General features: G+C 70.3%; 25 protein-coding genes. 21 read left to right on the top strand and 4 right to left on the bottom strand.

Going from position 1 to position 26798, the window contains the following annotated elements:
- Window positions 1–5: 5 nt before the first annotated feature.
- From FHU35_RS07865 to FHU35_RS07855, 4 genes are all read left to right on the top strand, one after another.
- Entirely contained in the window at window positions 6–599 is a 594-nt protein-coding gene (locus FHU35_RS07865; protein WP_186459295.1) for a DUF3558 family protein, read from the top strand.
- Window positions 600–608: 9 nt separating this feature from the next.
- Window positions 609–1979, top strand: coding sequence for a hypothetical protein (locus tag FHU35_RS29200; RefSeq protein WP_186459294.1), 1371 nt, complete (start codon window positions 609–611; stop codon window positions 1977–1979).
- Window positions 1980–1981: 2 nt separating this feature from the next.
- Window positions 1982–2821 carry an ESX secretion-associated protein EspG gene (locus tag FHU35_RS07860; protein ID WP_145737663.1) on the top strand — a complete coding sequence of 280 codons (840 nt, stop codon included), beginning with the start codon at window positions 1982–1984 and terminating at the stop codon, window positions 2819–2821.
- A gap of 151 nt (window positions 2822–2972) precedes the next feature.
- Entirely contained in the window at window positions 2973–3587 is a 615-nt protein-coding gene (locus FHU35_RS07855; RefSeq protein ID WP_145737662.1) for a nucleoside/nucleotide kinase family protein, read from the top strand.
- Window position 3588: 1 nt separating this feature from the next.
- On the opposite strand, the gene FHU35_RS07850 is transcribed toward FHU35_RS07855, so the two are convergent.
- Complete coding sequence (locus FHU35_RS07850) at window positions 3589–3777, bottom strand: hypothetical protein (RefSeq protein ID WP_145737661.1); 189 nt, start codon at window positions 3775–3777, stop codon at window positions 3589–3591.
- On the opposite strand from FHU35_RS07850, the gene FHU35_RS07845 reads away from it, so the two are divergent.
- The 3 genes from FHU35_RS07845 to smc all read left to right on the top strand — a co-directional run bounded on the left by FHU35_RS07845 (window position 3760) and on the right by smc (window position 8423).
- Window positions 3760–4065: a hypothetical protein gene (locus FHU35_RS07845; protein ID WP_145737660.1), complete on the top strand. Its 306-nt coding sequence runs from the start codon at window positions 3760–3762 to the stop codon at window positions 4063–4065. The two genes, FHU35_RS07850 and FHU35_RS07845, sit on opposite strands and share 18 nt — an antisense overlap.
- Before the next feature lie 334 nt (window positions 4066–4399).
- Window positions 4400–4684, top strand: a complete 285-nt coding sequence (locus FHU35_RS07840; protein WP_145737659.1) for an acylphosphatase — start codon at window positions 4400–4402, stop codon at window positions 4682–4684.
- Between the two features lie 88 nt (window positions 4685–4772).
- Window positions 4773–8423, top strand: coding sequence for a chromosome segregation protein SMC (smc, locus tag FHU35_RS07835; RefSeq protein WP_145737658.1), 3651 nt, complete (start codon window positions 4773–4775; stop codon window positions 8421–8423).
- Between the two features lie 75 nt (window positions 8424–8498).
- Here the strand turns inward: smc and FHU35_RS07830 are convergent, their stop codons facing one another.
- Window positions 8499–8828 (bottom strand): zf-HC2 domain-containing protein, encoded by a 330-nt coding sequence (locus FHU35_RS07830; RefSeq protein ID WP_145737657.1) that lies wholly within the window; start codon window positions 8826–8828, stop codon window positions 8499–8501.
- A gap of 194 nt (window positions 8829–9022) precedes the next feature.
- Between FHU35_RS07830 and FHU35_RS07825 the strand changes: the two genes are divergently transcribed.
- Entirely contained in the window at window positions 9023–9718 is a 696-nt protein-coding gene (locus tag FHU35_RS07825) for a DUF2057 domain-containing protein (protein ID WP_145737656.1), read from the top strand.
- A gap of 64 nt (window positions 9719–9782) precedes the next feature.
- On the opposite strand, the gene FHU35_RS07820 is transcribed toward FHU35_RS07825, so the two are convergent.
- Both FHU35_RS07820 and FHU35_RS07815 read right to left on the bottom strand, forming a co-directional pair.
- On the bottom strand, window positions 9783–11282 hold the full coding sequence (locus tag FHU35_RS07820) for a sodium:solute symporter (RefSeq protein WP_145737655.1): 1500 nt from the start codon (window positions 11280–11282) through the stop codon (window positions 9783–9785).
- Window positions 11283–11290: 8 nt separating this feature from the next.
- Window positions 11291–12490: an anhydro-N-acetylmuramic acid kinase gene (locus FHU35_RS07815; protein ID WP_145737654.1), complete on the bottom strand. Its 1200-nt coding sequence runs from the start codon at window positions 12488–12490 to the stop codon at window positions 11291–11293.
- A gap of 126 nt (window positions 12491–12616) precedes the next feature.
- Between FHU35_RS07815 and ftsY the strand changes: the two genes are divergently transcribed.
- From ftsY to rimM, 13 genes are all read left to right on the top strand, one after another.
- Window positions 12617–14119, top strand: coding sequence for a signal recognition particle-docking protein FtsY (gene ftsY, locus FHU35_RS07810; protein ID WP_145737653.1), 1503 nt, complete (start codon window positions 12617–12619; stop codon window positions 14117–14119).
- A gap of 262 nt (window positions 14120–14381) precedes the next feature.
- On the top strand, window positions 14382–15602 hold the full coding sequence (locus FHU35_RS07805) for a CynX/NimT family MFS transporter (RefSeq protein WP_246110122.1): 1221 nt from the start codon (window positions 14382–14384) through the stop codon (window positions 15600–15602).
- Between the two features lie 121 nt (window positions 15603–15723).
- The gene (locus FHU35_RS07800) at window positions 15724–17064 is read left to right on the top strand and encodes an ammonium transporter (RefSeq protein WP_145737652.1); all 1341 of its coding nucleotides are present in this window, start codon (window positions 15724–15726) and stop codon (window positions 17062–17064) included.
- The gene (locus tag FHU35_RS07795) at window positions 17061–17399 is read left to right on the top strand and encodes a P-II family nitrogen regulator (protein ID WP_145737651.1); all 339 of its coding nucleotides are present in this window, start codon (window positions 17061–17063) and stop codon (window positions 17397–17399) included. The genes FHU35_RS07800 and FHU35_RS07795 overlap by 4 nt, the downstream gene beginning before the upstream one ends.
- A gap of 421 nt (window positions 17400–17820) precedes the next feature.
- A complete protein-coding gene (locus FHU35_RS07790; protein WP_145737650.1) occupies window positions 17821–18402 on the top strand; it encodes an AAA family ATPase in 582 nt (193 codons plus the stop codon).
- A 298-nt stretch (window positions 18403–18700) separates the two neighbouring features.
- Complete coding sequence (locus tag FHU35_RS07785; protein ID WP_145737649.1) at window positions 18701–20446, top strand: DEAD/DEAH box helicase; 1746 nt, start codon at window positions 18701–18703, stop codon at window positions 20444–20446.
- Window positions 20447–20721: 275 nt separating this feature from the next.
- Entirely contained in the window at window positions 20722–22281 is a 1560-nt protein-coding gene (gene ffh, locus FHU35_RS07780) for a signal recognition particle protein (protein ID WP_145737648.1), read from the top strand.
- A complete protein-coding gene (locus tag FHU35_RS07775; RefSeq protein ID WP_145737647.1) occupies window positions 22278–23348 on the top strand; it encodes a metal-dependent hydrolase family protein in 1071 nt (356 codons plus the stop codon). The genes ffh and FHU35_RS07775 overlap by 4 nt, the downstream gene beginning before the upstream one ends.
- 203 nt (window positions 23349–23551) lie before the next feature.
- Entirely contained in the window at window positions 23552–24310 is a 759-nt protein-coding gene (locus FHU35_RS07770; protein WP_145737646.1) for a CPBP family intramembrane glutamic endopeptidase, read from the top strand.
- A 67-nt stretch (window positions 24311–24377) separates the two neighbouring features.
- Window positions 24378–25190, top strand: a complete 813-nt coding sequence (locus FHU35_RS07765; RefSeq protein ID WP_246110121.1) for a CPBP family intramembrane glutamic endopeptidase — start codon at window positions 24378–24380, stop codon at window positions 25188–25190.
- 212 nt (window positions 25191–25402) lie between these two features.
- Complete coding sequence (gene rpsP / locus FHU35_RS07760; RefSeq protein ID WP_145737645.1) at window positions 25403–25879, top strand: 30S ribosomal protein S16; 477 nt, start codon at window positions 25403–25405, stop codon at window positions 25877–25879.
- Window positions 25876–26115: an RNA-binding protein gene (locus FHU35_RS07755; RefSeq protein WP_145737644.1), complete on the top strand. Its 240-nt coding sequence runs from the start codon at window positions 25876–25878 to the stop codon at window positions 26113–26115. The genes rpsP and FHU35_RS07755 overlap by 4 nt, the downstream gene beginning before the upstream one ends.
- A gap of 5 nt (window positions 26116–26120) precedes the next feature.
- On the top strand, window positions 26121–26687 hold the full coding sequence (rimM, locus tag FHU35_RS07750; RefSeq protein WP_145737643.1) for a ribosome maturation factor RimM: 567 nt from the start codon (window positions 26121–26123) through the stop codon (window positions 26685–26687).
- Window positions 26688–26798: the final 111 nt, after the last annotated feature.

Below are 26798 nucleotides of genomic sequence, written 5' to 3'. Positions count from 1 at the left end.
ACCCGGTGCGCTTCCGTACCTGGGCCGCAGCGGTGACCTCCGCTGCGGCCGCGATCGCGTTGACGGGCTGCACGGTGAACGGTCCCGACCCGGCTCCGGCGCCGACCGCGCCCGAGAACGGGTCGGCGAACCTTCCGCAGCGGCCGGCAGAACTCGCGATCGCGGGGAAGAACGATGCCGACGTCTGCACCTGGATGAGTGCTGAGCAGCAGGCATCGCTGCTGGTCGGTCCGGGAGAGCCGTTGCCCAAGGACGGCAACAACTACAACGGGTGCGGCTACCTCGGTGACACCGGAGCTGCGCGGTTCGCCATCGGAGTGCGGATCGTTCCCGAAGCCGTCGACATGTTCCTGCAGAAGATCAACTCGAGCCCAGGAACGCGGCAGACCTATCAGCTCAACGGTTTTGGGACTGTGCAGAGCCAGATCAACGGCGGGGAGAGCCTCGGATGCGACGCCTTCGTCGACGCGGCCGAGGGGCAGACGATCTGGATCAACATGCAGTTGCAGACGCCCAACGCCATGAATGCCGACCAGATGTGCGAGAAGGCGCAGACAGCAGCCCATTCCGCCGTCACCACGTTGCAGGCTCGGAGCTAGGGGACTGACGTGACCTACATCGACCCGATCCGCGACATCCGCTTCAAGGGGATGGACATCCCCGAGCTGCAGAACTGGATCGCCCAGATCAAGCAGGGCCAGGGCACCCAGGCGATGCAGGGAGCCGTTCGAGCGCTGGACAAGTGCGTGCAGGTCGTGGTCGACCTCGACGACACGCTGCGGCGCGAGCTCGGCAAGCTGCAGGTCGAGTGGGAGGGCAGCGCGGGCAGCCTCGCCGCCGAGGCGACTCGCCAGCAGAGCGTCGCCTTCGGTGACGCGCCCGACCCGCTCGCCGTGTCCGCGAGCAGCGTGGACGCGCAGGCCAGCGGGTACGAGTCGGCGCTGCACCGGCTGCCCAACGCCGACGAGCTGCGGCATCAGCAGTCGGAGAACGTCCTCGAGTGGGCGGGCGGCGGGTTCGGCTACGAGAGCGACTACGACCAGGAGGCCAAGCAGATCGAGGCCCAGAAGCAGGCCGCGCAGGCGGCGCTGGGCAACTACCGCGACACCTCGGTCGAGCAGGCCCAGGCCTACCAGCCGCTCCCCACGATGCCCGCTGCCGCAGTGGCACCGGCGTCGTCATCGGGACAGGTGCCCTCCGCCGGGATCGGATCTGTCGGGAGCGCGACCGGCGGCTCCTCCGCCGATTTCTCCGGAGCCGTCGTCGGCGGTGCCGTCGCAGGTGGTTCGGTGGCCGGTGGCACGGTCGGTGGCGGTCAGGTCGGTGGCGGAACCGTCGGCGGTGGTCAGGTAGGTGGTGGTCAAGTCGGTGGAGACCGGCCGGGCGCGCCGAGAACTCCCGTCGCGCAGCCGCCCGCGGGTCAGCGGCCCGGCGATCAGGAACACCCCGAGCAGGAGCGACCGGGATCCGACGAGCACGCCGCGGAGTTCGACGCCGAGCCGAACCCGCAGGCAGGGCAGGACGACGACGGCCGGATCAGCACCGGCACGATCCTCGGTGTCGCCGCAGGTGGTGCGGCCGTCGCCGTCGGCGGTGCCTACGCGGCGAGCCGGGCCCTCGGCGGACGTGCTCCGGCGACCGCGGGCGGGCCCCAAGTCGTTCCAGGAGCGGGTGAGTCGAAGACTCCCGCGACGGCGCGCGGCGGGTCCGTCATCGGTGGCGGTCCGGGCGACACGACAGCGGGCAAGGCGGCGGGCGGCACGCCGGGCAGCCGTCCCGCGGCGGGATCGATGATGTCGCCCGCGGCCACGCGCGGCCAGAAGCCGGGTGAGGACGCCGACCACGAGAACAAGTACATCGCCGAGGAAACCCCGTTCGACGACGACCGGCTCGTCGCCCCCGCCGTGCTCGGGAACGTCGAGCCGGCGGCCCGCGACGACGAGGACGACGACGAAGACGAGCCGGAGAAGCAGGACTGACGTTGCGCCCCGGAGCCGAAGTCGACTCGATCTACCTGTCCGCGCTGGAATTCGACGTCATCTGCGAAGCAGCGGGTTTCGAGGACCGGCGGCACATCATCCTCGACGTGCCCAGCCCCGGATCCACCTACGCCGAGCGCGCCGAGCTCGTCGCGCAGGCGTGGGAATCGTTGCGGCACAAGCAGCTCGCCGAGACGAAGCGGGACCGCGTCGACGTGGAGCTCGCGGACCTGCTCGGACTGCTGGACCGGCCGCAGCGCAGCATCGACGTGCGCATCTGGGCCGATCGCTCGATCCGCGCGCTGGCGTGCGCGAACGGCGGTGAGGGGTTGCTGGCCGTCGTCGACGGCGACGTGGTCGAGCTGACCCCGATCCGCGGTGGGGCGCTGGCCGATGCCGCGGTGTCGGTCGCCGGTGACGTGCCGCCGGGTCCGGGCCGGGCGGTCAGCCTGCCCAACGACGCGCTGCGCAAGGCGTCCGACGTCGCCGGTGCCGGGAACCCGCTGGGGTTCACCGACGAGCTGCGCGTCCTGGGCATCGCCCACGACGATGCCGCCGACGTCGCCAACATGGCCCACAACATGGGAATTCGCGGCCAGTTCGGCGCGGAGTCCAACCCCGGGCGGGGCAGGCCCGAGCGAGCCGGTCGGGTCGTCGCCTTCCACGACACCGATCGGGGCCGCTACCTGCACGTCGTGCGCAGCAGCGGCGACGGCCGCGCCTGGAGCACCATCGCGCCGGCCGACAACGCCCGCCTCGCCGAGTACGCGCGGGAACTCCTCACCGAGGTCTGGGACGACCCGAGCGCCCCGTCGCCAGGCCTCGACGGCGTCACCGTGTGAACCGCGCGTCACCCGGTCCCAGTTTTAGTCATAACTGAGTGGACATTTCGGGCGCGAGGGGTCCTCGGTTTGGACTAAAACTGGGATTTGGTGAGGTGGTGGCGTCGTCGGGTCGGGTGGTCGCGAGGTGTGTGGAACTAGGGTGGGGTGCGTGTACTCGGAGTTGATCTCGCGGGCGAAGGCGCTGGCGGCCGGCGGTGAGCGGCGGGTGCTCGGGATCGCCGGGGCACCCGGAGCGGGCAAGGGAACCGTTGCCGAGCGCGTGCTGAGCGAGCTCGCTGGCTCCGCGGTGCTGGTGCCGATGGACGGCTTCCACCTGGCCAACGCCCAGCTGAGCCGGTTGGGCCGGGCCGATCGCAAGGGAGCGCCGGACACCTTCGACGCCGCCGGGTACGTCGCGCTGCTGCGGCGGATCCGGGAAGGCGCGGAGACCGTGTTCGCCCCGCAGTTCCACCGCGACGTCGAGGAGTCCTACGCCGCCGAGATCGCCGTGGAGCCTGACGTCCCGCTGGTGATCACCGAGGGCAACTACCTGCTGCTGGACACCCCGCCCTGGTCGCCGGTGCGCGGGCTGCTCGACGAGTGCTGGTTCCTCGCGCCCGACGACGAGATCCGCGTGCAGCGGCTGATCGACCGGCACGTCCGCTACGGCAGAACACCCGAAGCCGCAGCGGAATGGGTCCACCGCAGCGACGAGCGCAACGCCGCGGTCGTCGCCCCCACCCGCGTCCGCGCGGACCTCGTGGTCGACGGCGACCCGAGCTGACTCAGCGCTCGCGGAGCTGCGCGCGGACGTCGTCGGGGATGCGGCCGGTGTGGTCGATCGGCGTCCACGCCTCGCTGCGGACCCACTGCGAACCGCAGCCGCGGCAGGCCAGCAGCGGAAGTCCGTTGAGCTCCTTGGGAGTCCGGTGCCACGAGCACAGCGACCGGCACGCGTGCACTTCCAGCGACATCAGCTGCTGGTCGAGCTCGGGACGTGCGGCGACGTCGGGTCCGGCCTGGTCGTGGTCGGCGGCGTCGTGGTCGTCGGCGGGCTCGTCGGGGGGTTTGTCGTGGTCGGCGACGGCCGGGTCGGGGTCGGACGCGGCGTCGTGGTGGTCGGCGGCGCAGGTGGCGGCGTGGCCGACGTGGTCGTCGTCGACGTGCTGCTCGCCGTCGACGTCTCTTCGCTGCTGGAGGTTTCCGAGCTGGTCGTGCCGGTGATCGGCGGTCCCGGCGGCATCGGAGGTGGCGTCGTGTAGGACGTGGCGCTGCTGCGGGTGGTGCTGGGGTGCAGCGTGATGTCCGGTCCTGCGGACTCCTGCTGCTGGGATCCGGCCACGACCGCGGCGGTCGTGGCGAAGATGGTGGCCGCGGCGATGCCGGACGCGGCGAGCATCACCAGCCGTTTCGGCCGGGCGTCCGGGTCTTCCACGTCTAACGGGTCCATCGGTGCCCCAACTCGTGTCGGTTTGTCCTCGTCCCCCGCCGTCACCGGCTCGCGCCGGGATCTGGCGGATCATACCGGGGGTCGGATTCGTCTCGATCGGCCGCCGGTGATGTGAGTCCGGGCGGCGAGCGGCATCATCGGTGACCGTGACGGAATCGGAGCGGGCACGACTGATCGCGCGAGTGCACGGACACGTGCAGGGCGTGGGTTTTCGCTGGTGGACGCGATCCAGGGCGCTGGAACTGGGTTTGGTCGGCAGCGCGGCCAACCTTCCCGCCAGCCGCGTCGAGGTCGTCGCCGAGGGACCGCGGGAGAACTGCGAAAAGCTCCTGGAAGCACTGCGTTCCGGCGACACGCCCGGCCGGGTGGAGCACGTCGCCGAGCTGTGGATGGAACCCAAGGGCGGCCTGACCGGCTTCGTCGAGCGCTGAACCTGCGGTTCTGCGTCGAGGCCGACTCGATCGACGGTAGAGTCTCGCGGACGTGGTCGCGTAACCGACGGGAAGGTCGACGGCAGCCGTGTATCTCAAGAGCCTGACGCTGAAGGGGTTCAAGTCCTTCGCCTCGGCCACCACGCTGCGCTTCGAACCCGGCATCACCTGCGTCGTCGGACCCAACGGCTCCGGCAAGTCCAACGTCCTCGACGCGCTGCGCTGGGTGATGGGCGAGCAGGGCGCCAAGGACCTGCGCGGCGGCAAGATGGAGGACGTGATCTTCGCGGGTACCGCGGGCCGCGCTCCGCTGGGCCGCGCCGAGGTCACGCTGACCATCGACAACTCCGACGGTGCGCTGCCCATCGAGTACACCGAGGTCTCGATCACCCGCCGGATGTTCCGCGACGGCGCGAGCGAGTACGAGATCAACGGCAACACCTGCCGGCTGATGGACGTGCAGGAACTCCTCTCCGACTCCGGTATCGGCCGCGAGATGCACGTCATCGTCGGTCAGGGCCAGCTGGCGTCGATCCTGCAGGCCAAGCCGGACGAGAACCGCAGGCTCATCGAAGAGGCCGCGGGCGTGCTCAAGCACCGCAAGCGCAAGGAAAAGGCGCTGCGCAAGCTCGACGCGATGCAGGCCAACCTGACTCGCCTGACCGACCTCACCAGCGAGCTGCGACGGCAGCTCAAACCGCTGGGCAAGCAGGCCGAGATCGCGCGCAAGGCGCAGACCGTGCAGGCCGACCTGCGCGACGCCCGCTTGCGGCTGATCGCTGATGACCTGGTCACGGCACGTGCGGACCTCGCTCGTGACGAATCCGACCAGGAAACCGCGCGCGCCAAGCGGACCGAGGTCGAGCGGGCCCTGCAGTTCGCCCAGTCCGAGGAGAAGACCCTCGAGGAGTCGGTGGCAGCCGACGCGCCGCGGCTGAACAAGGCCCAGGAGACCTGGTACCGGCTCTCGGCGCTGGAAGAGAGATTGCGCGGCACGTCGAGGCTGGCCGCGGAACGGCTGCGGCACCTCACCGAGCAGTCCGAGGAGCACCGCCCCGGCCGCGATCCCGACCAGCTCGACGCCGAAGCTGAGGAAGCCGCCGAGCACGAGATCGAGCTGCGCGAGCAGGTCGAGGAAGCTCGCGAAGCCCTCCAAGAAGTGGTGCAGCGGCGCTCGGAGCTCGAATCGCAGCTCAAGCAGGCAGAACAGGCGCACATGGCGGCGGTCCGAGCCATCGCCGACCGGCGCGAGGGAGCAGCCCGGCTGTCCGGCCAGGTCGAGTCGCTGCGCGGCAAGGTCAGCGACAGCGCCGATGAGATCGAGCGGCTGGGCGAATCCCTGGAAGAGGCCACCGCGCGCGCCGAGGAGGCCAACGGCGCGCTGGCCGACGCCGAGGAGGAGAGCGGCGGTTACGACTCCGACGACGCCGGCCTGCAGGAACGCCGCGAGAACGCCGCGCAGGCCCGCGACGCCGCCCGCGCGCGGGTGGAGGAGCTGGTCAAGCAGGAGCGTGCCGCCGAACGCGAGATCGCGTCCTGGAAGGCCCGGGTCGAGGCGCTGTCGATGGGTCTGCAGCGCAAGGACGGCGCGGGCGCGCTGCTGGCCGCCGGCGACCGCGTGCCCGGCCTGCTGGGATCGGTCGCTGCGCTGCTCACCGTCGAAACCGGTGCCGAAGCGGCGCTCGCAGCCGCTCTGGGTGCGGTGGCCGACGCGGTCGTGGTGCGCGGTGTCACCGACGCGGTGACCGCGCTGGACCTGCTCAAGTCCGACGACGCGGGTCGTTCCGGCGTGGTGATCGGTTCGGACGCCGACGTCGACCGCTCGAACTGGCCGCAGCTGCCCTCCTCCGCCCGCTGGGCCGTCGACCTGGTCAGCGCTCCGGACGAGCTGCGGGGCGCGGTGCTCAGCGCCCTGGAGCAGGTCGTGGTGGTCGACGCCCTCGACACCGCGCGGGAGATCGTGCAGTCGCACCCGAGCGTGCGGGCCGTGACCTCGACCGGTGACGTGCTCGGCGCGCACTGGGCCACCGGTGGTTCCGACGACAAGCAGAGCGTCATCGAGGTCCGCGCGGCCGTCGACGAGGCCGAGAGCGAGCTCGCCGCCGCCGAGCGCCGGCTGGAGCAGCACTCGGCGGCGCTGGAAGGCGCTCGCGCGGAGGAGGACTCTCGGCGCACGGAGGCGCGTGCCGCCGAGGAGCAGATCAACGAGGCCAAGGTCGCTCGCGCCCGCAGCACCGAGCGGCTCTCCAGCTTGCAGCGCGCGGCCCGCAACGCGACGTCCGAGGTCGAGCGGATCTCGGAACAGCGCGTCAAGGTCGAGCAGACCCGCGACCAGTCGCTGACGAAGCTCGCCGAGCTCGAAGAGCGCTTGGACGCGGTGAACAACGAGCAGGAAGAGGCCGCGGAACCCGACACCGACGAGCGCGATCGCCTCTCCACCGAGCTCACGACGGTGCGCCAGCAGGAGATGGACGCCCGGCTGACCCAGCGCACGGCGGAGGAGCGCGCCCGCGCCGTGCAGGGCAAGGCGGATCAGCTGCGCCGCGCCGCACGCCACGAGCGCGAGACCCGCGCCCGCGCCGAGGCCGCCCGCGAGGCCAGGGAGAAGGCCGCCCGCGTCACCCGCGCCGTCGTCAGCGGTGCGGAGACCGCGTTGGAGCGGATCACCGTGTCGCTGCAGGCCGCGACCGAAGAGCGAGACGTCGCGCAGGCCAAGCAGAGCGAGCACGAGCAGGCGCTCGGCGTGATCCGCGCCCGCGTCCGCGAGCTCTCCGGTGAGCTGGAGAAGCTCACCGACGCGGTCCACCGCGACGAGGTGGTGCGCGCCGAGCAGCGGCTGCGCATCGAGCAGCTCGAAACCAAGATCATCGAGGACTTCGGGATCGGCCTGGACGACCTGGTCGACGAGTACGGCCCGACCGTCGCCGTGCCGCCGAGCCCCGCCGAGCTCGCCGAGTACGAGGCGGCCAAGGAGCGCGGCGACGAGGTCAGCGCCCCGCCGCCGGTGCCCTACGACCGCGCCACCCAGGAACGACGTGCCAAGCGCGCGGAGAAGGACCTGTCGCTGCTGGGCAAGGTCAACCCCCTGGCGCTGGAGGAGTTCGCGGCGCTGGAGGAGCGCTACAAGTTCCTGTCCACCCAGCTGGAAGACCTCAAGGACAGCCGCCGCGACCTGCTCAGCGTGGTCAAGGAGGTCGACGAGAAGATCCTGGAGGTCTTCAGCTCGGCGTTCGAGGACGTGGCCAAGGAGTTCGAGGTCGTCTTCAAGGTCCTGTTCCCCGGCGGCGAGGGGCGACTGACGCTGACCGACCCGAACGACATGCTGAGCACCGGCGTCGAGGTCGAGGCGCGGCCGCCGGGCAAGAAGGTCAAGCGCCTGTCGCTGCTGTCCGGTGGCGAGAAGTCGCTGACCGCGGTGGCGATGCTGGTCGCGATCTTCCGCGCCCGCCCGTCGCCGTTCTACGTGATGGACGAGGTCGAGGCCGCGCTGGACGACACCAACCTGCGACGCCTGATCACCCTGCTCGATCAGCTCCGCGCCACCTCGCAGCTGATCATCATCACGCACCAGAAGCCGACCATGGAGATCGCCGACGCGCTCTACGGCGTGACCATGCGCGGTGACGGGATCACGCAGGTCATCTCGCAGCGCTTGAAGGGCAAGCAGGAGGCTTCCTCCGGCGAGCCCGAACCCGAAGGCGCGCCGGAAGAAGGCGACGTCGCGTCGGTCCTCGATTAGAAGGTCGTCGAAGATTCGCCGTGCCCGGCGGTGCGGGCCGGGTCCCGCACCTGAAGCACCGGCTCCAGCGGACGTTCAGAGGCCGCCGAGGGCGTAGCCGATGCCGAAGGTGACCAGCACGGCGACCAGGACGATGCCCAACGCGACGGTCCAGCCCGGTGCGGTTTCCCGCGTCTGCTGACGTGGCACCTCGTGACCTGCGATGACGCGTTGCGGTGCGGCGCGGTTCCACAGCTTCGGGCGGCGCAGGTCGGCCTGGCAGTCGGTGCACTCGGCCAGGTGCGTGCGCATCATCAGCCAGCCGACGTCGTCGAGATCACCGGCCGCGTACGCGTCGAGCCGGCTCTGGAAGTCCCCGTGATCGGTCGCCGACCCCGTCCGGTCTTTGCTGGCGAACATCCCCATTGCCCCATGATCGGCTCTTCGCGGGCGGTACTGAAGAGGCCGTGCGCAGGGATTGCGGACGGGGGGTTGGGGCCACGCGAACGCATGCGCGAAGATGTGCGTGATCCGGCAGCTCACCGGGCGAGGAGTCGGCGTCGTGCTCCCGCGAGCACCACCCCGAGCGCGGGGACCGAGGCAGGCACTAGGAGATCTTGATGACCAACCCGTACGGCCCGCCGCCAGGGCAGTCGCCGTATCCGCAGCAGGGCGGTCAGGTTCCGCCCGGTTACGGCCCGCCTTCCGGACCGATGCCGCAGCAGCCGATGCCCCAGGGCTACCCGCAGCAGGGGTACCCGCAGTCGGCGCCGCAGGGCTACCCCCAGCAGGGCCCGCCGCCCGGATACCCGCAGTCCGGATACCCGCAGTCCGGGCCGATGCCGCAGATGCCCCCGCAGCAGCAGATGCCCCCGCAGCAGCAGATGCCGCCCCAGCAGCAGATGCCCCCGCAGTTCCCGCCGCCGGCTCCCGGCATGGGGCGGCTGCTGATCGACTGCTCCTACCACTGGCTCACCTGGCTGTTCCTGCTGTTCAAGCCGCAGGTGACGATCAACGGTCAGCCGGGCCCGGTGCTGACCTGGGGCAAGAACCCGATCGACTTGCCGCCCGGTCAGTACCAGATCGTGGTGCACGTGAACTACCTGTGGAAGATCGGCTACGCGACCGCGGTGATCCCGGTCGGTGCGGGTCAGCAGCTCGACGTCTTCTACCGGGCACCGGCGATCGTGTTCGTCGACGGCAACATCGGCCCGGGACCGCAGGAGACGCCGGGGATGGGCCTGACCATCGGCGTCAGCATCGGCGTGTTCGTGCTGGTCCTGCTGCTCGGGCTGCTCCCGCTGGCCTTCGCCTGATCAAACGGCAGAATCGCCCCTGATCACCGCCGGAAACGGCTGTGATCAGGGGCGATTCTGCTTCTCAGACCGATTCGGGCGTGCGCTGCACCGCGTCGTTGCGGTGCCGCAGCGACAGCAGGCCGCCCACGACCAGGGTCACGATCACGCCCAGCGGCGTGTACCAGGGGAAGGCCAGCGAGGTCTCGCCGCCTTCACCGTCGGGGAAGCTGACCCCGATGGCGAACATCAGCACCACGGCGATGGTCGCGACGAAGGCGATGATCGCGTCGGCCTGCTGGGCCCGCTTGACGATCAGGCCCAGCAGGAACGCTCCCAGCAGCGCGCCGTAGGTGTAGCTGGCGATGCTCAGGCCGACCTCGACGACCGGGTCCTCGGTGCTGGTGAACATCGACGCGAACGCCACGAACACCACCGCCCACACCAGGGTCCACAGCTTGCCCATCTTCAGGATCGCGGCGTCGTTGAGGGGCTTCTTCGACAAGCGCTGGTAGAGGTCGCTGACCGTCGAGGTCGACAGCGAGTTCAGCGAGGACGCGAGCGTGCTCATCGCGGCGGCGAGGATGCCCGCGATGAACAGGCCGGAGACGCCCGGCGGCAGGTCGTTGACGATGAACTGCGGGAACAGCTCGTCCGAGCTGGCCAGGCCCATCGAGTCCGGCGTGGCGCCCTTGTAGAACGACCACAGCATCGTGCCGATGAACAGGAACAGCCCGAACTGCAGGGCCACGACGAAGCCGCTGGCGATCAGCGCCCGCCGGCCGTCCTTGAGGTCCTTGCAGGCGAGCAGGCGCTGCACCATCAGCTGGTCGGCGCCGTGCGAGGCCATCGCGAACACCGCGCCGCCGATCACCGCGGTGAAGAACGCGTACTGGTCGGTGATGATCGACGAGGAGAAGTCCAGCAGCTGGAACTTGCCCTCGGCCATCGCGCTGGAGAACCAGTCGGCGGGCAGCTTGCCGAACAGGATGATCCCGGCCAGGACGGCGCCGCCGACGTAGACCACCATCTGGATCGCGTCGACCCACACCACGGCCTTGATCCCGCCGAAGTAGGTGTAGATCACGGTCAGCACCGCCAGCAGGGCGATGATCTGCCAGTACGACAGGTGGATGTCGAACGCCGCGAGCATCACCTTCACCGGGATCGCGGTGGCGAACAGCCGCAGGCCGTCCGCCAGCAACCGGGTGATCAGGAAGGTCACCGACGCGGTGCCCTGCAGGGCGGTCCCGAAGCGCTGGCCGAGGAAGGCGTAGGCGCTGACCAGGTTCCCGGCGAAGTAGCGGGGCAGCAGCACGAAGGACACCACGATCCGGCCGATCAGGTAGCCGATCGCCAGCTGCAGGTAGGTGAAGCTGCCGAGGTAGGCGACCGTCGGGACGCTGATCACGGTCAGCGTCGAGGTCTCGGTGGCCACGACCGAGAAGCACACGGCCCACCACGGGAGCTGCCGCCCGCCGACGAAGTAGTCCTGCGAACTCTTCTGCTTGCCGCTGAGCAGCAATCCCAGGGCCGGCATCGCGATCAGGTACAACCCGATCACGACGAGGTCGAGCGATCGCATCTGGCCTCCTAGTTGGTTGCGGCGGACCGCATGATCAGCCGCCGTGGCGGGGTGGTGGCGGGTTCGGGCAGTCGCAGGCCGGTCGCACCCGGCGTGATGCTGCCGAGGACGCGAGGACCGGCGGCCCCCGTCGTTCCTGGGGTGTTGCCGGGAAGGCCGCTCCAGGTCAGGAAACCGAGCAGCGCGGTGAGCAGGGCTTCCTTGCTGTCGGCGGGCATCCCGAGATCGTCGCTGACCAGCACGGGGACGTCCAGGTGTCGGCGAAGTGCCGCCAGCAGCACCGGGTTGTGCACGCCGCCGCCCGCGACCACGACGCGCGACGCGTCCTCGGCCCGGCAGGCGTCGGCGATGGTGCGTGCGGTCAGCTCGGTCAGCGTCGCCAGCAGGTCGCCGTCACCGATCGGATCGCGGAGCCCGGCGAGGACGCGGTCCAGGTAGGAGGAGTTGAAGTGCTCCTTGCCGGTCGACTTCGGCGCGGGCAGCCGGTAGTAACCGTCGTCCAGCAGGGTCGCGAGCAGGTCGTGGCGCACCGAACCGGAGGCGGCGAGCGCTCCGTCGGTGTCCTGCGCCCTGCCGGTGCGCTGCTGGGCGGCGAGGTCGATCAGCGCGTTGCCGGGGCCGGTGTCGTAGGCGAGGGGTTCCCTTCCTCCGACCACGGTGATGTTGGCGATCCCGCCGATGTTCAACGCCACCTGCGCTCCGGGCCCAGGTTTCCCCTGAGCGCCGTCGTCGGCGAGCCAGAGGGCGTCGAGGACGCCGGCCAGCGGGGCGCCGTGGCCTTCGGCGGCGACGTCGCGGGCGCGGAAGTCGGCGATCACCGGGAGGCCGGTGGCCTCGGCGATCCACGCCGGTTGACCGATCTGGAGGGTGCCGAGGGCATGGCCGCCCTCGACCCAGTGGTAGAGCGTCTGGCCGAGCGAGGCGACGAAGTCGGCCTCGCCGTCGGCGAGGTGCACGCCGAGGCGGGCGGCGTCGGCGAACGACTGGCCGACGAGGGTGTCCAGCCGGCAGAAGGCCTCCGCGTCGAGATCACCGGGCGGCAGCGCGGACAGGAGCTCTTCGCGCAGGTCGGCGGGGTAGTCGAGGGTGCCTTCGCCCAGCGGTCGGAGTTCGATCGTCTCGCCGTCGAGGCGGAGATCGGCAGCGACCACGTCGATGCCGTCCATCGACGTTCCCGAGAGCAGCCCCACCGCTCGCCACCAGCGCATACCTGTGGTGTATTGCACATGGGCATGAAAAAGCAAGCACTTTGTGGCCTTTGTTGGTGAATTGCTCACGTAACTGCCCGGCAGGTGCCTCGCCGGGGCGGTTAGAGCAGGTGGGAGGATGCTCCGGTGCCCACCTCAACCCTGATTCTGATCGCCGCCGTTGCCGCGGTCGTGCTGGTGATCGCCGTCGTCGTCGGCGTGGTGCTCAACCGCCGCCGCCGGATCAGCCTGCGTGAGAAGGACGAAGCGGAAGCTCCGCCCGCCGTCAAGGGCGGTGGCTACAAAGCCGGGAGCGGCATCAGCTTCGCCAGCGGCGGTGCCACTGCTGAACCCGCGACGGCCGAGCCGGAGACGGAGTCGGCGAACGCCGGACCCGCCGCGCCGGAGCACCCCGTCGACGAGCGCACCGAGGTGGAGGGGCAGCCGGGCGTCGGTGACGACGCAGCGGTCCCGCGCGACACCGAGCGGCGCGGCATCGTCGACGTGGAGTTGCCCGAGGAGACCGCCACGGCGGGCCCCGAGGCGAAGCCGGACGCCGGCGCCGAGTCGGAGGTTCCCGCGCAGCCGGACGCCGCCGCGCAGCCGGAGGCTCCCGCCGAGCCGGAGGTTCCGGCGCAGCCGTCCGCCCCGGCGGAACCCGCACCGACGGCTCCTCCGGAACCGGAGGCTCCCGCGGTCGAGCCGGAGGAGATCGAACCCACCTCGGGACGCCTGGAGCGGCTTCGCGGCCGGCTGTCCCGCTCCCGCACGACCTTCGGGCAGAGCCTGCTGGGCCTGCTCGGCGCGGGTGACCTCGACGAGGACTCCTGGGAGGAGGTCGAGGACACCCTGCTGATGGCCGACCTGGGTGCGGCCACCACGACGGAGATCACCGAGCGGCTGCGCTCCGAGATCGCCTCGCGGGCGGTGCGCAGCTCGGAGGAGGCCCGCGCGGTCCTGCGCGAGGTGCTCGTCGACGCGCTCGGCAAGGACATGGAGCGCTCCGTGCGCGCGCTGCCGCACGGCGACCCGGCCAACGGCGGGAAGCCTGCCGTGCTGCTGGTCGTGGGCGTCAACGGCACCGGCAAGACCACCACCACCGGCAAGCTGGCGCGCGTGCTCGTCGCCGACGGACGCAACGTGCTGCTCGGCGCGGCCGACACCTTCCGGGCCGCCGCGGTCGAGCAGCTGGCGACCTGGGGCGAGCGCGTCGGTGCCGAAGTGGTGCGCGGTGATGAGGGCGCCGACCCGGCCAGCGTTGCGTTCGAGGCCGTCAGCCGTGGCGGCGAGAGCGGTGTGGACGCGGTGCTCGTCGACACCGCGGGCCGGCTGCACACCAAGACCGGGCTGATGGACGAGCTCGGCAAGGTCAAGCGCGTCGTCGAGAAGAAGGCGCAGGTCGACGAGGTCCTGCTGGTCCTCGACGCCACCACCGGCCAGAACGGGCTCATGCAGGCCCGCGTGTTCTCCGAGGTCGTCGACGTCACCGGGATCGTGCTGACCAAGCTGGACGGGACCGCCAAGGGCGGCATCGTCTTCCAGGTCCAGCGGGAGCTCGGTGTCCCGGTCAAGCTCGTGGGGCTCGGCGAGGGGGCCGACGACCTGGCGCCGTTCGAGCCGGAGGCGTTCGTGGACGCCCTCCTCAACTGATCCCAGCCTCGCGACGCCCCCGGTGAGCCCCAGGTTCCCGGGGGCTTCGCATGCCCGCAGAGCTTTCGAACTTCGCGCGAGATTCGAACGCGACCCTTCGAGCTCGAACTTCGCGCGGAACTCGACGGGCGAATTCGGGGTGTTTGGGGGAATTCCCCGGCGGAGTGTGCAGAGGTTCACTGGTCGGGAGATTGTGGTACGCGCGTTCCATGTAGTTGGGTTGACCGCGGAAGTGCTGTTCGTTGCGGGGAGGAAGAGTCGCGTGGACACCGGAGTTCGGGAGGAGTCGTCGCGAACCCAGCGGGTCACCGCCATCGTGACCGTCGTCGTGGTCGTGCTGGTGGCGCTGGCTCTGCGGCCCCCGTTCACCGCGGTCGCGCCCCTGCTGGAGCGCATCCAGAACGACCTGGGGGTCTCCGGCGCGTTCAGCGGTGTGCTGACCACCCTGCCGGTGGTGTGCCTGGGCGCCTTCGCCTTCATCGCGCCGCGCCTGCGGCAGCGCTTCGGTGATGAGCGCGTGCTGCTGGGGTGCCTGGTGGTGCTGCTGATCGGCAACTCGCTGCGCGCCTTCGGCGACATCTGGACCCTGCTGGCGGGCACCGTCGTGGTCGGAGCGGGCATCGCGGTGGCCAACGTCGCCGTGCCGGGCCTGATCAAGCGCGACTTCCCGCACACGGTTCCGGTGGTCACCGCCGTCTACACGATGTGCCTGACGCTGGGCGGTGCCATCGCGGCCGCCGCGGTGGTGCCGATCGGGCACGCGCTGGGTTCCGAGTGGCGGGCCCCGCTGGGGTTGCTGGCCGTCCCGGTGCTCGTGGCCCTGGTGATCAGCCTGGTCGCGGTGCGTGGCAGCGCGGTCGCCGCGCCGAAGCCGGTGAGCCCCGGAATCCTCTGGCGCAGCCCGCTGGCCTGGCACCTCACGCTGTTCATGGGCTTGCAGTCCTCGCTCGCCTACATCGTGTTCGGCTGGCTGCCCACGATGTTGCAGAGCCGGGGGATGAGCCCGGAGCTGGCCGGACTCGCGCTGGGCGTGCAGGCTGCGATCCAGGCCGCCGGATCGATGTCGATCCCGGTGCTGTGCCGGCGGTTGCACGACCAGCGCCCGATCATCGTGGTGCTGTCGCTGATGCTGATGACCGGGTTCGGCGGCATCCTGCTCGGCCCGACCGCTCTGCTGTGGCCCGCGGTGGCCGTGCTGGGGCTCGCCCAGGGCGCCGCGTTCGGCCTCGCGCTGACCCTGCTCGGACTGCGCTCGCCGGACAGCGACAGCACGACGGCCCTGTCCGGGATGGCCCAGGGAGGCGGATATCTCATCGCCGCCGCGGGCCCGTTGCTCATCGGACTGCTGCACGACGCCACGGATGCCTGGACCCTGCCGCTGGTGCTGATCCTGGCCTGCTCAGCGGGGTGGTTGGCGTTCGGGCTCTCCGCCGGTCGGCCGGTCCAGGTCCCGTCGGTGATCGGCCGCGAAACACCGAATTGACAATCGCGCGCCCGTTGTAACCGAGGGTGGGCGGTATTTCATGCCTGCGTAACAGCGCGACGGTTCGCCTGAAACAGCCATTTCCCATGATGCGGCCAACTCGGTTCGCACGGGAGGCGACGTGAATTCAGGCGACACCGCATGGGTGCTAGTGAGCGCCGCTCTGGTCCTGCTGATGACCCCGGGGCTGGCGTTCTTCTACGGCGGCATGGTCCGGTCCCGGGGCGTGCTGAACATGCTGATGATGAGCCTCGGCTCGATCGGCGTGGTCGGCGTGCTGTGGGTGCTCTTCGGCTACTCGATGGCCTTCTCCACCGACGTCGGCGGCTGGGGCCTGCTGGCGAACCCCTTCGAGAACTTCGGCCTGTCAGGGCTTCTCGGTGAGGGGTCGTTGTCCGGCACGATCCCGTCGCTGGCCTTCGTCGGTTTCCAGGCCATGTTCGCGATCCTGACGGTCGCGCTGATCTCCGGCGCCATCGCCGACCGCGCGCGGTTCGGGCCGTGGCTGCTGTTCACCGCGCTGTGGGCGGTGGTCGTGTACTTCCCGGTCGCGCACTGGGTCTTCGACTTCGACGACACCGACGACGCGGGCAACGTCACGGCCGTCGGCGGCTGGATCGCGAACCGCTTGGCCGCCATCGACTTCGCGGGCGGTACCGCGGTCCACATCAACGCGGGCGCCGCCGCCCTGGCCCTGGTGCTGGTGCTGGGGAAGCGCAAGAACTGGCCCAAGGGCGCCGGAAAACCGCACAACCTGCCGTTCGTGGTCCTCGGCGCGGGCCTGCTGTGGTTCGGCTGGTTCGGCTTCAACTCCGGTTCGGCGCTGGCCGCCGACAACACCGCGGCCTTCACCCTGGTCAACACGCTGGTCGCGACCAGCGCCGCGATGCTCGGCTGGCTGCTGGTGGAGCGCATCCGCGACGGCCACGCCACCACCTTGGGCGCCGCGTCGGGCATCGTGGCCGGTCTGGTCGCGATCACCCCCGCCTGCTCCTCGGTGACCCCGCTGGGCGCGATCGCGGTCGGTGCGATCACGGGGGCGGTCTGCGCGCTGGCGGTGAGCTTGAAGTTCACGTTCGGCTACGACGATTCCCTCGACGTCGTCGGCGTGCACCTCGTCGGCGGTCTGATGGGAACCCTCCTGGTGGGGCTGTTCGCCTCGGCGGAAGCCCCGGCGGGTGTGGCCGGTCTGCTCTACGGCGGCGGTGTGGACCAGCTGTGGCGGCAGGCGGTGGGGGCCTTCGCGGTGCTGGCCTACTCGTTCGTGCTGAGCCTGGTGCTCGCGCTGATCGTGAAGGCGACCCTCGGATTCCGGTTGAGCCCGGAGGACGAGGCCGCGGGCATCGACGAGACCGAGCACGCGGAAACCGCGTACCACTTCGGTGATGACCGCTCCGCTCGTCGCGCCGCAGCAACGGCCGGCGGCATCGACGACCGCAAGCTGGAGGGCAGCCGAGCATGAAACTGGTGACAGCGATCGTTCAACCGGACAAGGTCGACGATCTCAAGGACGCGCTGGGCAAGATTGGCGTGCTGGGCATGACCGTGAGCGACGTCCAGGGCTACGGCAGGCAGAAGGGCCACACCGAGGTCTACCGAGGGGCCGAGTTCTCCGTGGACTTCATCGACAAGTCGCGCGTGGAGGTCCTCGTCGACGAGACCGACGTGGACGAGGTGGTGGAAGGGATCGTCAGCGCCGCTCGCACCGGCAAGGTCGGTGACGGCAAGGTCTGGGTCACGGCGGTCGAGACGGTCGTGCGCGTCCGAACCGGCGAGACCGGCGTGGCCGCCATCTGATCGTCGGCAGCTCCGATGAGCGTCCCCCGGCCCTGGTGCCGGGGGACGCTCTTGCGTTGTCGGCAGGTTCCCCCGGTGCGGATGCGTACAACTACGCAGTCGCATTCGGGCAGCTTCACGGTCTCGGATCGGTGCTGGTGCGGGCAGACTTCGTGGTGCGACGCGGTGATCAGGGAGGAACCGGGGATCGCGCCCGTACTGGGGGTCGGGCGGGCTTCGCGGGATGCGCGATCGCGGAGGGGGTGCGTGGGAGGCGGGGGCAACAGGGCCTCCCACGTCGGACCGGGTGCGATACCCCGTGGCGCACCGGGTGTTTCGGCGAGGCGGCCTGCTTGGGGGAGCGGGCCGCCTTCTCGTCGTCCCGGCGAGTGATCACCATCTCGGACCTCCATGATCCGCCTGCGCGTAATCTGTAGTCCTGGTGGACATTTCGGACGCATCTCCGCTCGCAGCCGACCCGACGCCTTCGGTGCGGGTGGGCCGCCGTTCCCTGGTCGTGCTCGCGGGCGTTCCGGGCGCGGGCAAGAGCACCGTGCTGACCAAGATGCGCGCGGACGCCGACGTGGTCCGGCTCGACTCCGAGCAGGTGCGCGCGCGCTTGCGCGGCCGCTCGTCCGGTGTCCCGTACCGCTACTACCGGCCGCTGGTGCACCTGCTGCACCGCTCGCGGATCGCGTGGGCGTGCCTGACCTGCCCGGGGCCGGTGGTCGCGCACGAGCCCGCGACCCGCGCGAGCACGCGGCTGATGCTGCTGGTCCTCGCCCGTCTCAGCGGGCGGCGGACGGTGCTGCTCTGGCTGCACACCGACGCCGATTCCGCGCTGGACGGGCAGCGCGCCCGAGGCAGGCTGATCCGGTCGGGTTCCTTCCGCAGGCACGTGCTGCGCGCCGAGCGGATGCACCGGCGGCTGCTGGCGGGGGAGCGGCTCGGCGGCTGGCGGCGGGTGCACCTGTTCACCCGTTCTCAGGTGGCCGGTGGCCTGCGGTTGGACGTCGAGACGTGACCTGCGTCCCGTTGGGCAGGGGCGGGCCGACATCAACTGATCGCGATGACTACCCTGGACCTCCGGTGCTGCGGCCAGATGTCGTTGCGCCAGGCTGAGATTTTTCGAGCTGCGAGTCACTGGCAACAGGGTGTGCGTCGGGTGGAGCGCGCGGTTCGTCAAGCGCAAGCGGAGTCCAAGCAGGTTCGCCGCACGCCACCGAGTGGACGCAACGCCCCGTCAGCACGCGCGGGGTGGCGCCGGACCTTTCATCCGCGATCAGCCCCCGCCGACCCACCTAGGGAGACCCGCGTTCCGCATGCCTACTTTCTCTGAACTCGAACTCGACGAGCGCGTCCAGAAGACGCTGGCCGAGATCGGGTACGAGGCCCCGTCGCCGATCCAGGAGCAGACGATCCCGCTGCTGCTGGAAGGCCGCGACGTGCTGGGCCTGGCGCAGACCGGCACCGGCAAGACCGCCGCGTTCGCGCTGCCGATCCTCTCCAAGATGGATCTGACCACCACCAAGCCGCAGGCGCTGGTGCTGGCCCCGACCCGCGAGCTGGCCATCCAGGTCTCCGAGGCCTTCCAGCGCTACGCCTCGCACCTCCCCGGCTTCCACGTGCTGCCGATCTACGGCGGCACCGGCTACGGCCCTCAGCTGGCGGGCCTGCGCCGCGGCGCGCACGTCGTGGTGGGCACCCCCGGCCGGCTCATCGACCACCTGGAGAAGGGCTCGCTGGACCTCAGCGCGCTGAAGAACCTGGTGCTCGACGAGGCCGACGAGATGCTGCGCATGGGCTTCATCGAGGACGTCGAGAAGATCCTGCAGTCGGTTCCCAGCCAGCGCCAGGTCGCGCTGTTCTCGGCGACGATGCCGCAGGGCATCCGCAAGATCACGCAGAACTACCTGAACGACCCGGCGGAGATCTCGGTCAAGACCAAGACCTCCACCGCCACCAACATCAACCAGCGGCACGTCCCGGTGCGCGCCTCCAACAAGCTGGACGCGATGACCCGCATCCTCGAGGTCGAGGACTTCGACGCGATGATCGTGTTCGTGCGCACCAAGCAGCTCACCGAGGAACTCGCGGAGAAGCTGAAGGCGCGCGGGTTCAGCGCCTCGGCCATCAACGGTGACATCGCGCAGGCGCAGCGCGAGCGCACCATCGGCCACCTGCGCGACGGCAAGATCGACATCCTGGTGGCCACCGACGTGGCCGCGCGCGGTCTCGACGTCGAGCGCATCTCGCACGTGCTCAACTACGACATCCCGCACGACACCGAGTCCTACGTGCACCGCGTGGGCCGCACGGGTCGGGCCGGGCGCAGCGGCGAGGCGATCCTCTTCGTCTCCCCGCGCGAGCGCCACCTGCTGCGCGCCATCGAGCGGGCCACCCGCCAGCAGATCACGCAGATGGAGCTGCCGAGCATCGACGCGGTCAACGACCGCCGGCTGGCGAAGTTCGCCCAGGGCATCACCGACACGCTGGCCAAGGGCGGCCTGGAGGTCTTCCAGGAGCTGGTCAACGAGTACGAGCGGACCCACGACGTGCCCGCGTCGGAGATCGCCGCGGCGCTGGCCGCGATGGCCCAGGGCGACCGGCCGCTGCTGCTGGAAGCCGAGCCGGAGCCCGCGCGCCGGGACGGCCCGACCTTCCAGAGCAACAGCGCCGACACCGAGACCTACCGGGTCGAGGTCGGCCGCCGGAACCGGGTCACGCCGCGCGCGCTCGTCGGTGCGCTGGCCAACGAGGGCGGGCTGCCGAGCAAGCACATCGGGCACATCGACATCCGCAACGAGCACACGCTCATCGAGCTGCCCGCGGACCTGCCCGACGAGCTGCTGACCAAGTTGCGCGCCACTCAGGTCGCCGGCCGCGGCCTGAAGATCACCCGCGCTGACGGCGAGGTCATCAACCGCCGCCCGCGTCGCCCCGCGGGGAACCGGGACCGCGACACCAAGCCGCGCCCGCACCGCAAGGGCCAGGGCACCGGCGGCCAGCGCTCCCCGCAGCAGCACCGCACCGGACCCAAGCGGGACCTCCGCCACACCGGGGCGTGAGGTCGGGTTCTTTCCGTTCGCGTGCAAGCGGCGCAGGTGCGAGCTGTGAGGGCCACCCTCGCAGCTCGCACCGCCGCTTCTGACACGTCTTCTGGTGAGGACAGCCGCAGCGTCGTGCATTGGCATGCATGAGTCGCGGATCCCGGAGCCAGAAGGCGTGTCAGGTTCCGCTACCTGCACCGCCAAGCAAACCGAGGAAATAGGTCCTCAAAACCGGTCGGTTACCCTCGCATAGGTACCCAGGTACATCCATCGACTCTGGAGCCCGTGAACCCGTGTTCGACACTCTCTCCGACCGGCTCACCTCGGTCCTGACGAACCTGCGCGGCAAGGGGCGGCTGTCGGAAGCCGACATCGACGCCACCGCGCGGGAGATCCGCATCGCCCTGCTCGAAGCGGACGTGGCGCTCCCCGTCGTGCGCGGGTTCATCAAGGGTGTCAAGGAGCGGGCCAAGGGTTCCGAGGTCTCGCAGGCGCTGAACCCGGCCCAGCAGGTCGTCAAGATCGTCAACGAGGAACTGGTCACGATCCTCGGCGGTGAGACCCGTCGCCTGGAGCTGGCCAAGAACCCGCCGACGGTGATCATGCTCGCGGGTCTGCAGGGTGCGGGTAAGACGACGCTAGCGGGCAAGCTCGCCAAGTGGCTGTCCGGGCAGGGGCACACCCCGATGCTGGTGGCCTGCGACCTGCAGCGGCCGAACGCGGTCAACCAGCTGCAGGTCGTCGGTGAGCGCGCCGGCGTTCCGGTGTTCGCTCCCGAACCGGGCAACGGCGTGGGCGACCCGGTGCAGGTCTCCCGCGACGGCATCGAGGAAGCCAAGCGCGCGCAGCACGACATGGTCATCGTCGACACCGCCGGCCGGCTGGGCGTCGACGAGGAGATGATGAAGCAGGCCGCCGACATCCGGGACGCGGTCACCCCGGACGAGATCCTGTTCGTCCTGGACGCGATGGTCGGTCAGGACGCGGTGGCCACCGCCGAGGCGTTCCGCGACGGCGTGGGCTTCTCCGGCGTGGTGCTGACCAAGCTCGACGGTGACGCCCGCGGTGGTGCCGCGCTGTCGGTCCGCGAGGTCACCGGCCAGCCGATCATGTTCGCCTCCAGCGGCGAGAAGCTGGAGGACTTCGACGTTTTCCACCCGGACCGGATGGCCAACCGGATCCTGGGCATGGGCGACATGCTCACCCTGATCGAGCAGGCCGAGCAGGCCTTCGACCAGGAGGAGGCGGAGAAGGCCGCGGAGAAGCTGGGAACCGGCCAGCTGACCCTGGAGGACTTCCTGGAGCAGATGCAGGCGGTGCGCCGGATGGGCCCGCTGCAGAACCTCCTGGGCATGCTGCCCGGCGCGGGTCAGATGAAGGACCAGCTCGCCAACTTCGACGAGAAGCAGCTGGACCGCATCCAGGCGATCATCCGCGGCATGACCCCCGCCGAGCGGTCCGACCCGAAGATCATCAACGCGTCCCGCCGCCAGCGCATCGCGCGCGGCTCCGGCGTGACCGTCAGCGACATCAACGACCTGGTCGGCCGGTTCTTCGAGGCCCGCAAGATGATGCAGCGGATGGCCGGCCAGTTCGGCGGCTTCGGCGGCGGCGGAGGCGGTAGCAAGAACCGCAAGGGCAAGAAGGGGAAGAAGGGCAAGAAGGGCAAGGGCGGCCCGACCCCGCCGAAGGGCATGAAGGGCATGCCCGGTGGCTTCCCCGGTATGCCCCCGGGCGGCATGCCCGGCGGCATGGGCGGTGGCCCGGACCTGTCCAAACTGGACCCGTCGGCCAACCAGCTGCCACCCGGTTTCGACCCGTCCAAGCTGAACTTCGACAAGAAGGACCAGTGACGGCGCTGCACCTGCGCGCCACGGTGCTGCCCGATGGTGCGCAGCGGGACCTGTGGATCGTCGACGGCCGGATCTCACTGGAACCGGTGGCCGGAGCCGACACCGTCTTCGACGGCGGATACGTGCTGCCCGGCCTCGTCGACGCGCACTGCCACGTCGGCATCGGCACCCAGGGCCCGGTCGAGCTGGACGAGGCCGTCAGCCAGGCGGAGACCGACCGCGACGCGGGCACCCTGCTGATCCGCGACTGCGGTTCGCCCATCGACACCCGGCCGCTGCAGGAGCGCGACGACCTCCCGCGGATCATCCGGGCCGGAAAGCACCTGGCGCGGCCCAAGCGCTACATCCCGAAGCTGTCCGACGACCTCGACGACGAGCAGGACCTGCCCGCCGCGGTCGCCGAGCAGGCCGCTTACGGCGACGGATGGATCAAGCTCGTCGGCGACTGGATCGACCGCTCGGTCGGCGACCTCGCGCCGCTGTGGAGCGACGAGGTGCTGGCCGAGGCCATCGACACCGCGCACCGGCTCGGTGCCCGGGTCACCGCGCACGTGTTCGGCGAGGACGCCCTGCCCGGGCTGATCAACGCGGGCATCGACTGCATCGAGCACGGCACCGGCCTGACCGACGAGACCGTCGAGCTGATGGCCGCGCGCGGCACCGCGCTGGTGCCGACCCTGGTCAACGTCGAGAACTTCCCGGGATTCGCCGCCGCGGCGACGAAGTACCCGGACTACGCCACGCACATGAACGCCCTGTACGAGCGCGCGGACAGCACGGTCGCCAAGGCCATCGAGGCGGGCATCCCGGTCTACGCGGGAACCGACGCCGGAGGCGGCATCCCGCACGGCGTGCTCGCCGACGAAGTGGCAGCGCTGCACCGCGTCGGCATGTCCGCGGAGCAGGCGCTGAGCGCCGCCTCCTGGGGCGCCCGGGACTGGTTGGGCTGGTCAGGACTGGAGCACGGCGCTCCGGCAGACCTCGTGTGCTACGACGCGGACCCCCGCAAGGATCTGGCCGTCCTCCGGGACCCGAAGCGAATCCTGCTGGGCGGCAAGAGCTTCTGACCGGCAGGCATCCGGTTTCGCCGACCGGACGACACCTGTGAGCCAGCACGGGCTTTCGAAGGTTCGAACACTCTGAAAACGGTCCTCGCAATCGTTCCCACCGCGGTTGACGCGAACACGGCATCTCCGTGTGCGAGCGCTTAGGGTTGAAGGGTCGAGGGGAGCGTCTTGTGGGGGAGAAGCGAGATCCTTACCTCCAGCCGATGCGTCGGGTGGACGACACCGCCGACCCGTACCCCAAGCCCTGGGAGGCGAAGCTGGAAGCAGCCAGGCGTGGCTCGCTGGCCTGGGGATTCGCGGCGTTCTTCATCGGATACGGCGGGTACTACCTGGCCGTGGTCGTGCTCGGAGCCGTGCGACCCGAACCCGACGGCGGGTTCAACCCTTCCCAGCCGCCGAACACCGGCCCGCTGCTGCTGCTCGCGTTCGCACCGAACATCCTGCTCGGTCTCGTCCCGGCGGTCTTCTCCTGGTGGCGGGGCCGCGGGCTGCGCGCGGACTTCGGCATCCTGCCCCGGCGTCACGACGTCAAGATCGGCCTGATCTGCGGGCTCTGCGCGCTGTTCGGGTCGTGGATGGTGACGTTGGTGATCATCGCGGTCACCGGACCGCCGCCGGAGACCGATCTGGCCAGGCTGATGCAGGGAGACCGGACCATCTGGTTGTTCCTGTTCGCCCTGTTCGCCTTCCTGGGCGCTCCGCTGACCGAGGAGCTGCTGATGCGCGGTGCGCTGTGGGGCGCGCTGGAGCACTACCGGGTGCCGCCCTTCGCGATCCTCATCCTGACCTCGGTGATCTTCGCCTTGATACACCAGGAGGCGTGGCGCACGCCGGTGCTGCTCGTGGGCGGGCTGGCCATCGGGGCCGCCCGGATGATCACCGGGCGGGTCGGCGCGAGCATGGTCGCGCACGCCACCAACAACTTCCTCCCCGCGCTGCTGCTGTTCGCAGTCGCCGGATAACACGCAGTTCGAAGACGTGGTGATCGTGACGCGGCCCGGGTCGGCAGTAGTCTGACCACTTCCGCCGGTGTCCGCCGACATCGTCACGCGGGTCGTCGACCCGCTGTTCGGCATCACGGAGGCGCTCGTGCACTCAACACAAGAATCCGGAGTCACCGGCGATCAGCCGTCGGGGCGCACCTGGGTGGCCGATCCACCGGTCCGGACGCACCGCTGGGGGCTGGGGGCGTTCTTCCTCGCCGAAATCGTGTTCGTGCTGGTCTCGGTGGTGCTGGCCGCCGCGTTCGGCTCACCCGGCGTCTGGTCCATCGTGCTGATGCTGGTGCTGCCGACCCTGCTCGCGGGCGGGCTGGCGGTGCTCATCACGGTGCTGCGCGGCAACGGCCCGGTGCAGGACTTCGGGTTGGAGTGGCGCTGGTCGGACGTCAGGACGGGGCTCGCGATCGGTGGTGTCGGGCTGGTCACCACCACGGTCGCCACGACGCTGTGGACGCACTGGGCCGATCCCGGGCAGACCTCCACGGTCAGCAGCGTCCTGGACGGGGTCCGGTTCCCGCCGGTGGTGGCGGTGCTGGTGTTCCTGCACATCTGGCTCATCGCACCGCTGTGCGAGGAGCTGCTCTACCGCGGCCTGCTGTGGGGCGCGATGGAGCGGTTGGGCTGGAGCCAGCTCAACGTGTTCGTGCTGAGCACGGCGGTGTTCGCGATCGGTCACCTGGAGCCGGAGCGCACCTGGCTCCTGCTGGTGATCACCATCCCGATCGGTCTGGCCAGGATGGTCACCGGTCGCCTCACCGCCAGCGTGATCGCTCACCAGGTCAACAACTTCCTGCCCGCGCTGGGCCTGCTCCTGGTCTCCCTGGGCCTGATGCCGACGTGAGCCCGCGGCGGTCCCCCGCCCGCGCTGCCAGGCCAGAAGCCCCGGTCACCACGGAGGAAGGGCGTCTGGCAGAATGGGTTGCTGTTCGCTGCGAGGGGTCCCTCTCACCTCTCGGAGGCGATTTGACCTACGAGCTTTGCGCATCGCTGCCCCACGCGGTTGGCGCATCGCTCTCCGGAGCACCAATGAGAGTCTGAGGAGCACCAGCACCCGTGGCTGTGAAGATCAAGCTCGCGCGGATCGGCAAGATCCGCGAGCCGCACTACCGCATCGTCATCTCCGACGCCCGCACCCGTCGCAACGGCCGGGTCATCGAGACGATCGGTCAGTACCACCCGAAGGAGAACCCGAGCGGCATCGTCGTCGACTCGGAGCGGGCGCAGTACTGGCTGGGTGTCGGCGCGCAGCCGACCGAGCCGGTGCGCAACATCCTGGAGATCACCGGCGACTGGCAGAAGCACAAGGGCCTGCCGGGCGCCGAGGGCACCCTCAAGGTCGCCGAGCCGAAGACGAGCAAGCAGGAGCTGTTCGAGGCCGCTCTCGCTGCCGCCGGCGAGGAGCCGACCGTCGAGGCCACCACCCCGAAGAAGAAGGGTGGCAAGAAGTCCGAGGCCAAGGCTGAGGACAAGGCCGACGAGAAGGCCGAGGACAAGGCCGACGAGCAGAAGTCCGAGGACGGTCAGGCGTGACGGTCCTCTCGGACGCGCTTGAGCACCTGGTGCGCGGCATCGTCGACAACCCCGACGATGTCCGCGTCCAGCTGCTGACGACCCGGCGAGGCCGCACCCTCGAGGTGCACGTCAACCCGGACGACCTGGGCAAGGTCATCGGCCGCGGCGGGCGCACCGCCACCGCCCTGCGGACCGTGATGTCCGGCATCGGTGGTCGTGGCATCCGGGTCGACGTGGTCGACACCGACCGCTGACCGGCATGAGCGAACGTCAGCCTGAGTCCCTCGCAGTGGGGCGCGTGGTGCGGCCGCACGGCGTGCGGGGCGAGCTCGTCGTCGAGGTGCTCACCGACAGCCCGGAGCTGAGGTTCGTTCCCGGTTCGGTGCTCGGCCTGAGGCGCCGAGGTGCCGGGTCGAGCAAGGACAAGAGCGCGCAGAGCTTCACCGTGACAGCCGCCCGGCAGCACGCCGGGCGGCTGTTGGTGTGCGCTGAGGGCGTGGACGGCCGCGACGCGGCGGAGGAACTGCGCGGTGCGCTGCTGACGGTCTCCGCCGACGCGGCCGAATCTCCCGAGGACCCCGACGAGTTCCACGACACCGAGCTGATCGGGCTGCGCGCCGCCCTCGCCTCCGGTGACGAGGTGGGCGTGGTGCGCGACGTGCTGCACTCGCCCGCGGGCGAACTCCTCGTGATCGCCATCGCGGACCCGGAAGCCGAGAAGGGCGAGCGGGAAGCGCTGGTGCCCTTCGTCGCCGCGATCGTGCCCGAGGTGGACGTCACCACCGGCACGTTGCTCCTCGACCCACCAGAGGGTCTTCTGGACTGAGCGGGCTCGTCCATTTCGGTGGACCTGAGACGTCCTTCCCGCCGAACCCGCGGCGGTGCCCGTTGCTCGGGTGGTGAACGAGAATGCGGCTCCGCCGCTCGCGGAACCACC

Origin of the sequence: Saccharopolyspora dendranthemae (genome assembly GCF_007829955.1) — a bacterium.
Classification (GTDB): domain Bacteria; phylum Actinomycetota; class Actinomycetes; order Mycobacteriales; family Pseudonocardiaceae; genus Saccharopolyspora; species Saccharopolyspora dendranthemae.
The sequence above is the reverse complement of the archived record's forward strand: the minus strand, read 5'-3'. Positions and strand labels throughout refer to the sequence as shown.

Excerpts from the sequence above, each read along its gene's own strand:
- FHU35_RS07850 (WP_145737661.1), bottom strand. The coding sequence starts at position 3,777 with ATGTCGCTGGAAGTGCACGCGTGCCGGTCGCTGTGCTCGTGGCACCGG.
- FHU35_RS07830 (WP_145737657.1), bottom strand. The coding sequence starts at position 8,828 with ATGGGGATGTTCGCCAGCAAAGACCGGACGGGGTCGGCGACCGATCAC.
- FHU35_RS07825 (WP_145737656.1), top strand. The coding sequence starts at position 9,023 with ATGACCAACCCGTACGGCCCGCCGCCAGGGCAGTCGCCGTATCCGCAG.
- FHU35_RS07820 (WP_145737655.1), bottom strand. The coding sequence starts at position 11,282 with ATGCGATCGCTCGACCTCGTCGTGATCGGGTTGTACCTGATCGCGATG.
- FHU35_RS07815 (WP_145737654.1), bottom strand. The coding sequence starts at position 12,490 with ATGCGCTGGTGGCGAGCGGTGGGGCTGCTCTCGGGAACGTCGATGGAC.
- FHU35_RS07795 (WP_145737651.1), top strand. The coding sequence starts at position 17,061 with ATGAAACTGGTGACAGCGATCGTTCAACCGGACAAGGTCGACGATCTC.
- FHU35_RS07785 (WP_145737649.1), top strand. The coding sequence starts at position 18,701 with ATGCCTACTTTCTCTGAACTCGAACTCGACGAGCGCGTCCAGAAGACG.
- FHU35_RS07770 (WP_145737646.1), top strand. The coding sequence starts at position 23,552 with ATGCGTCGGGTGGACGACACCGCCGACCCGTACCCCAAGCCCTGGGAG.
- rimM (WP_145737643.1), top strand. The coding sequence starts at position 26,121 with ATGAGCGAACGTCAGCCTGAGTCCCTCGCAGTGGGGCGCGTGGTGCGG.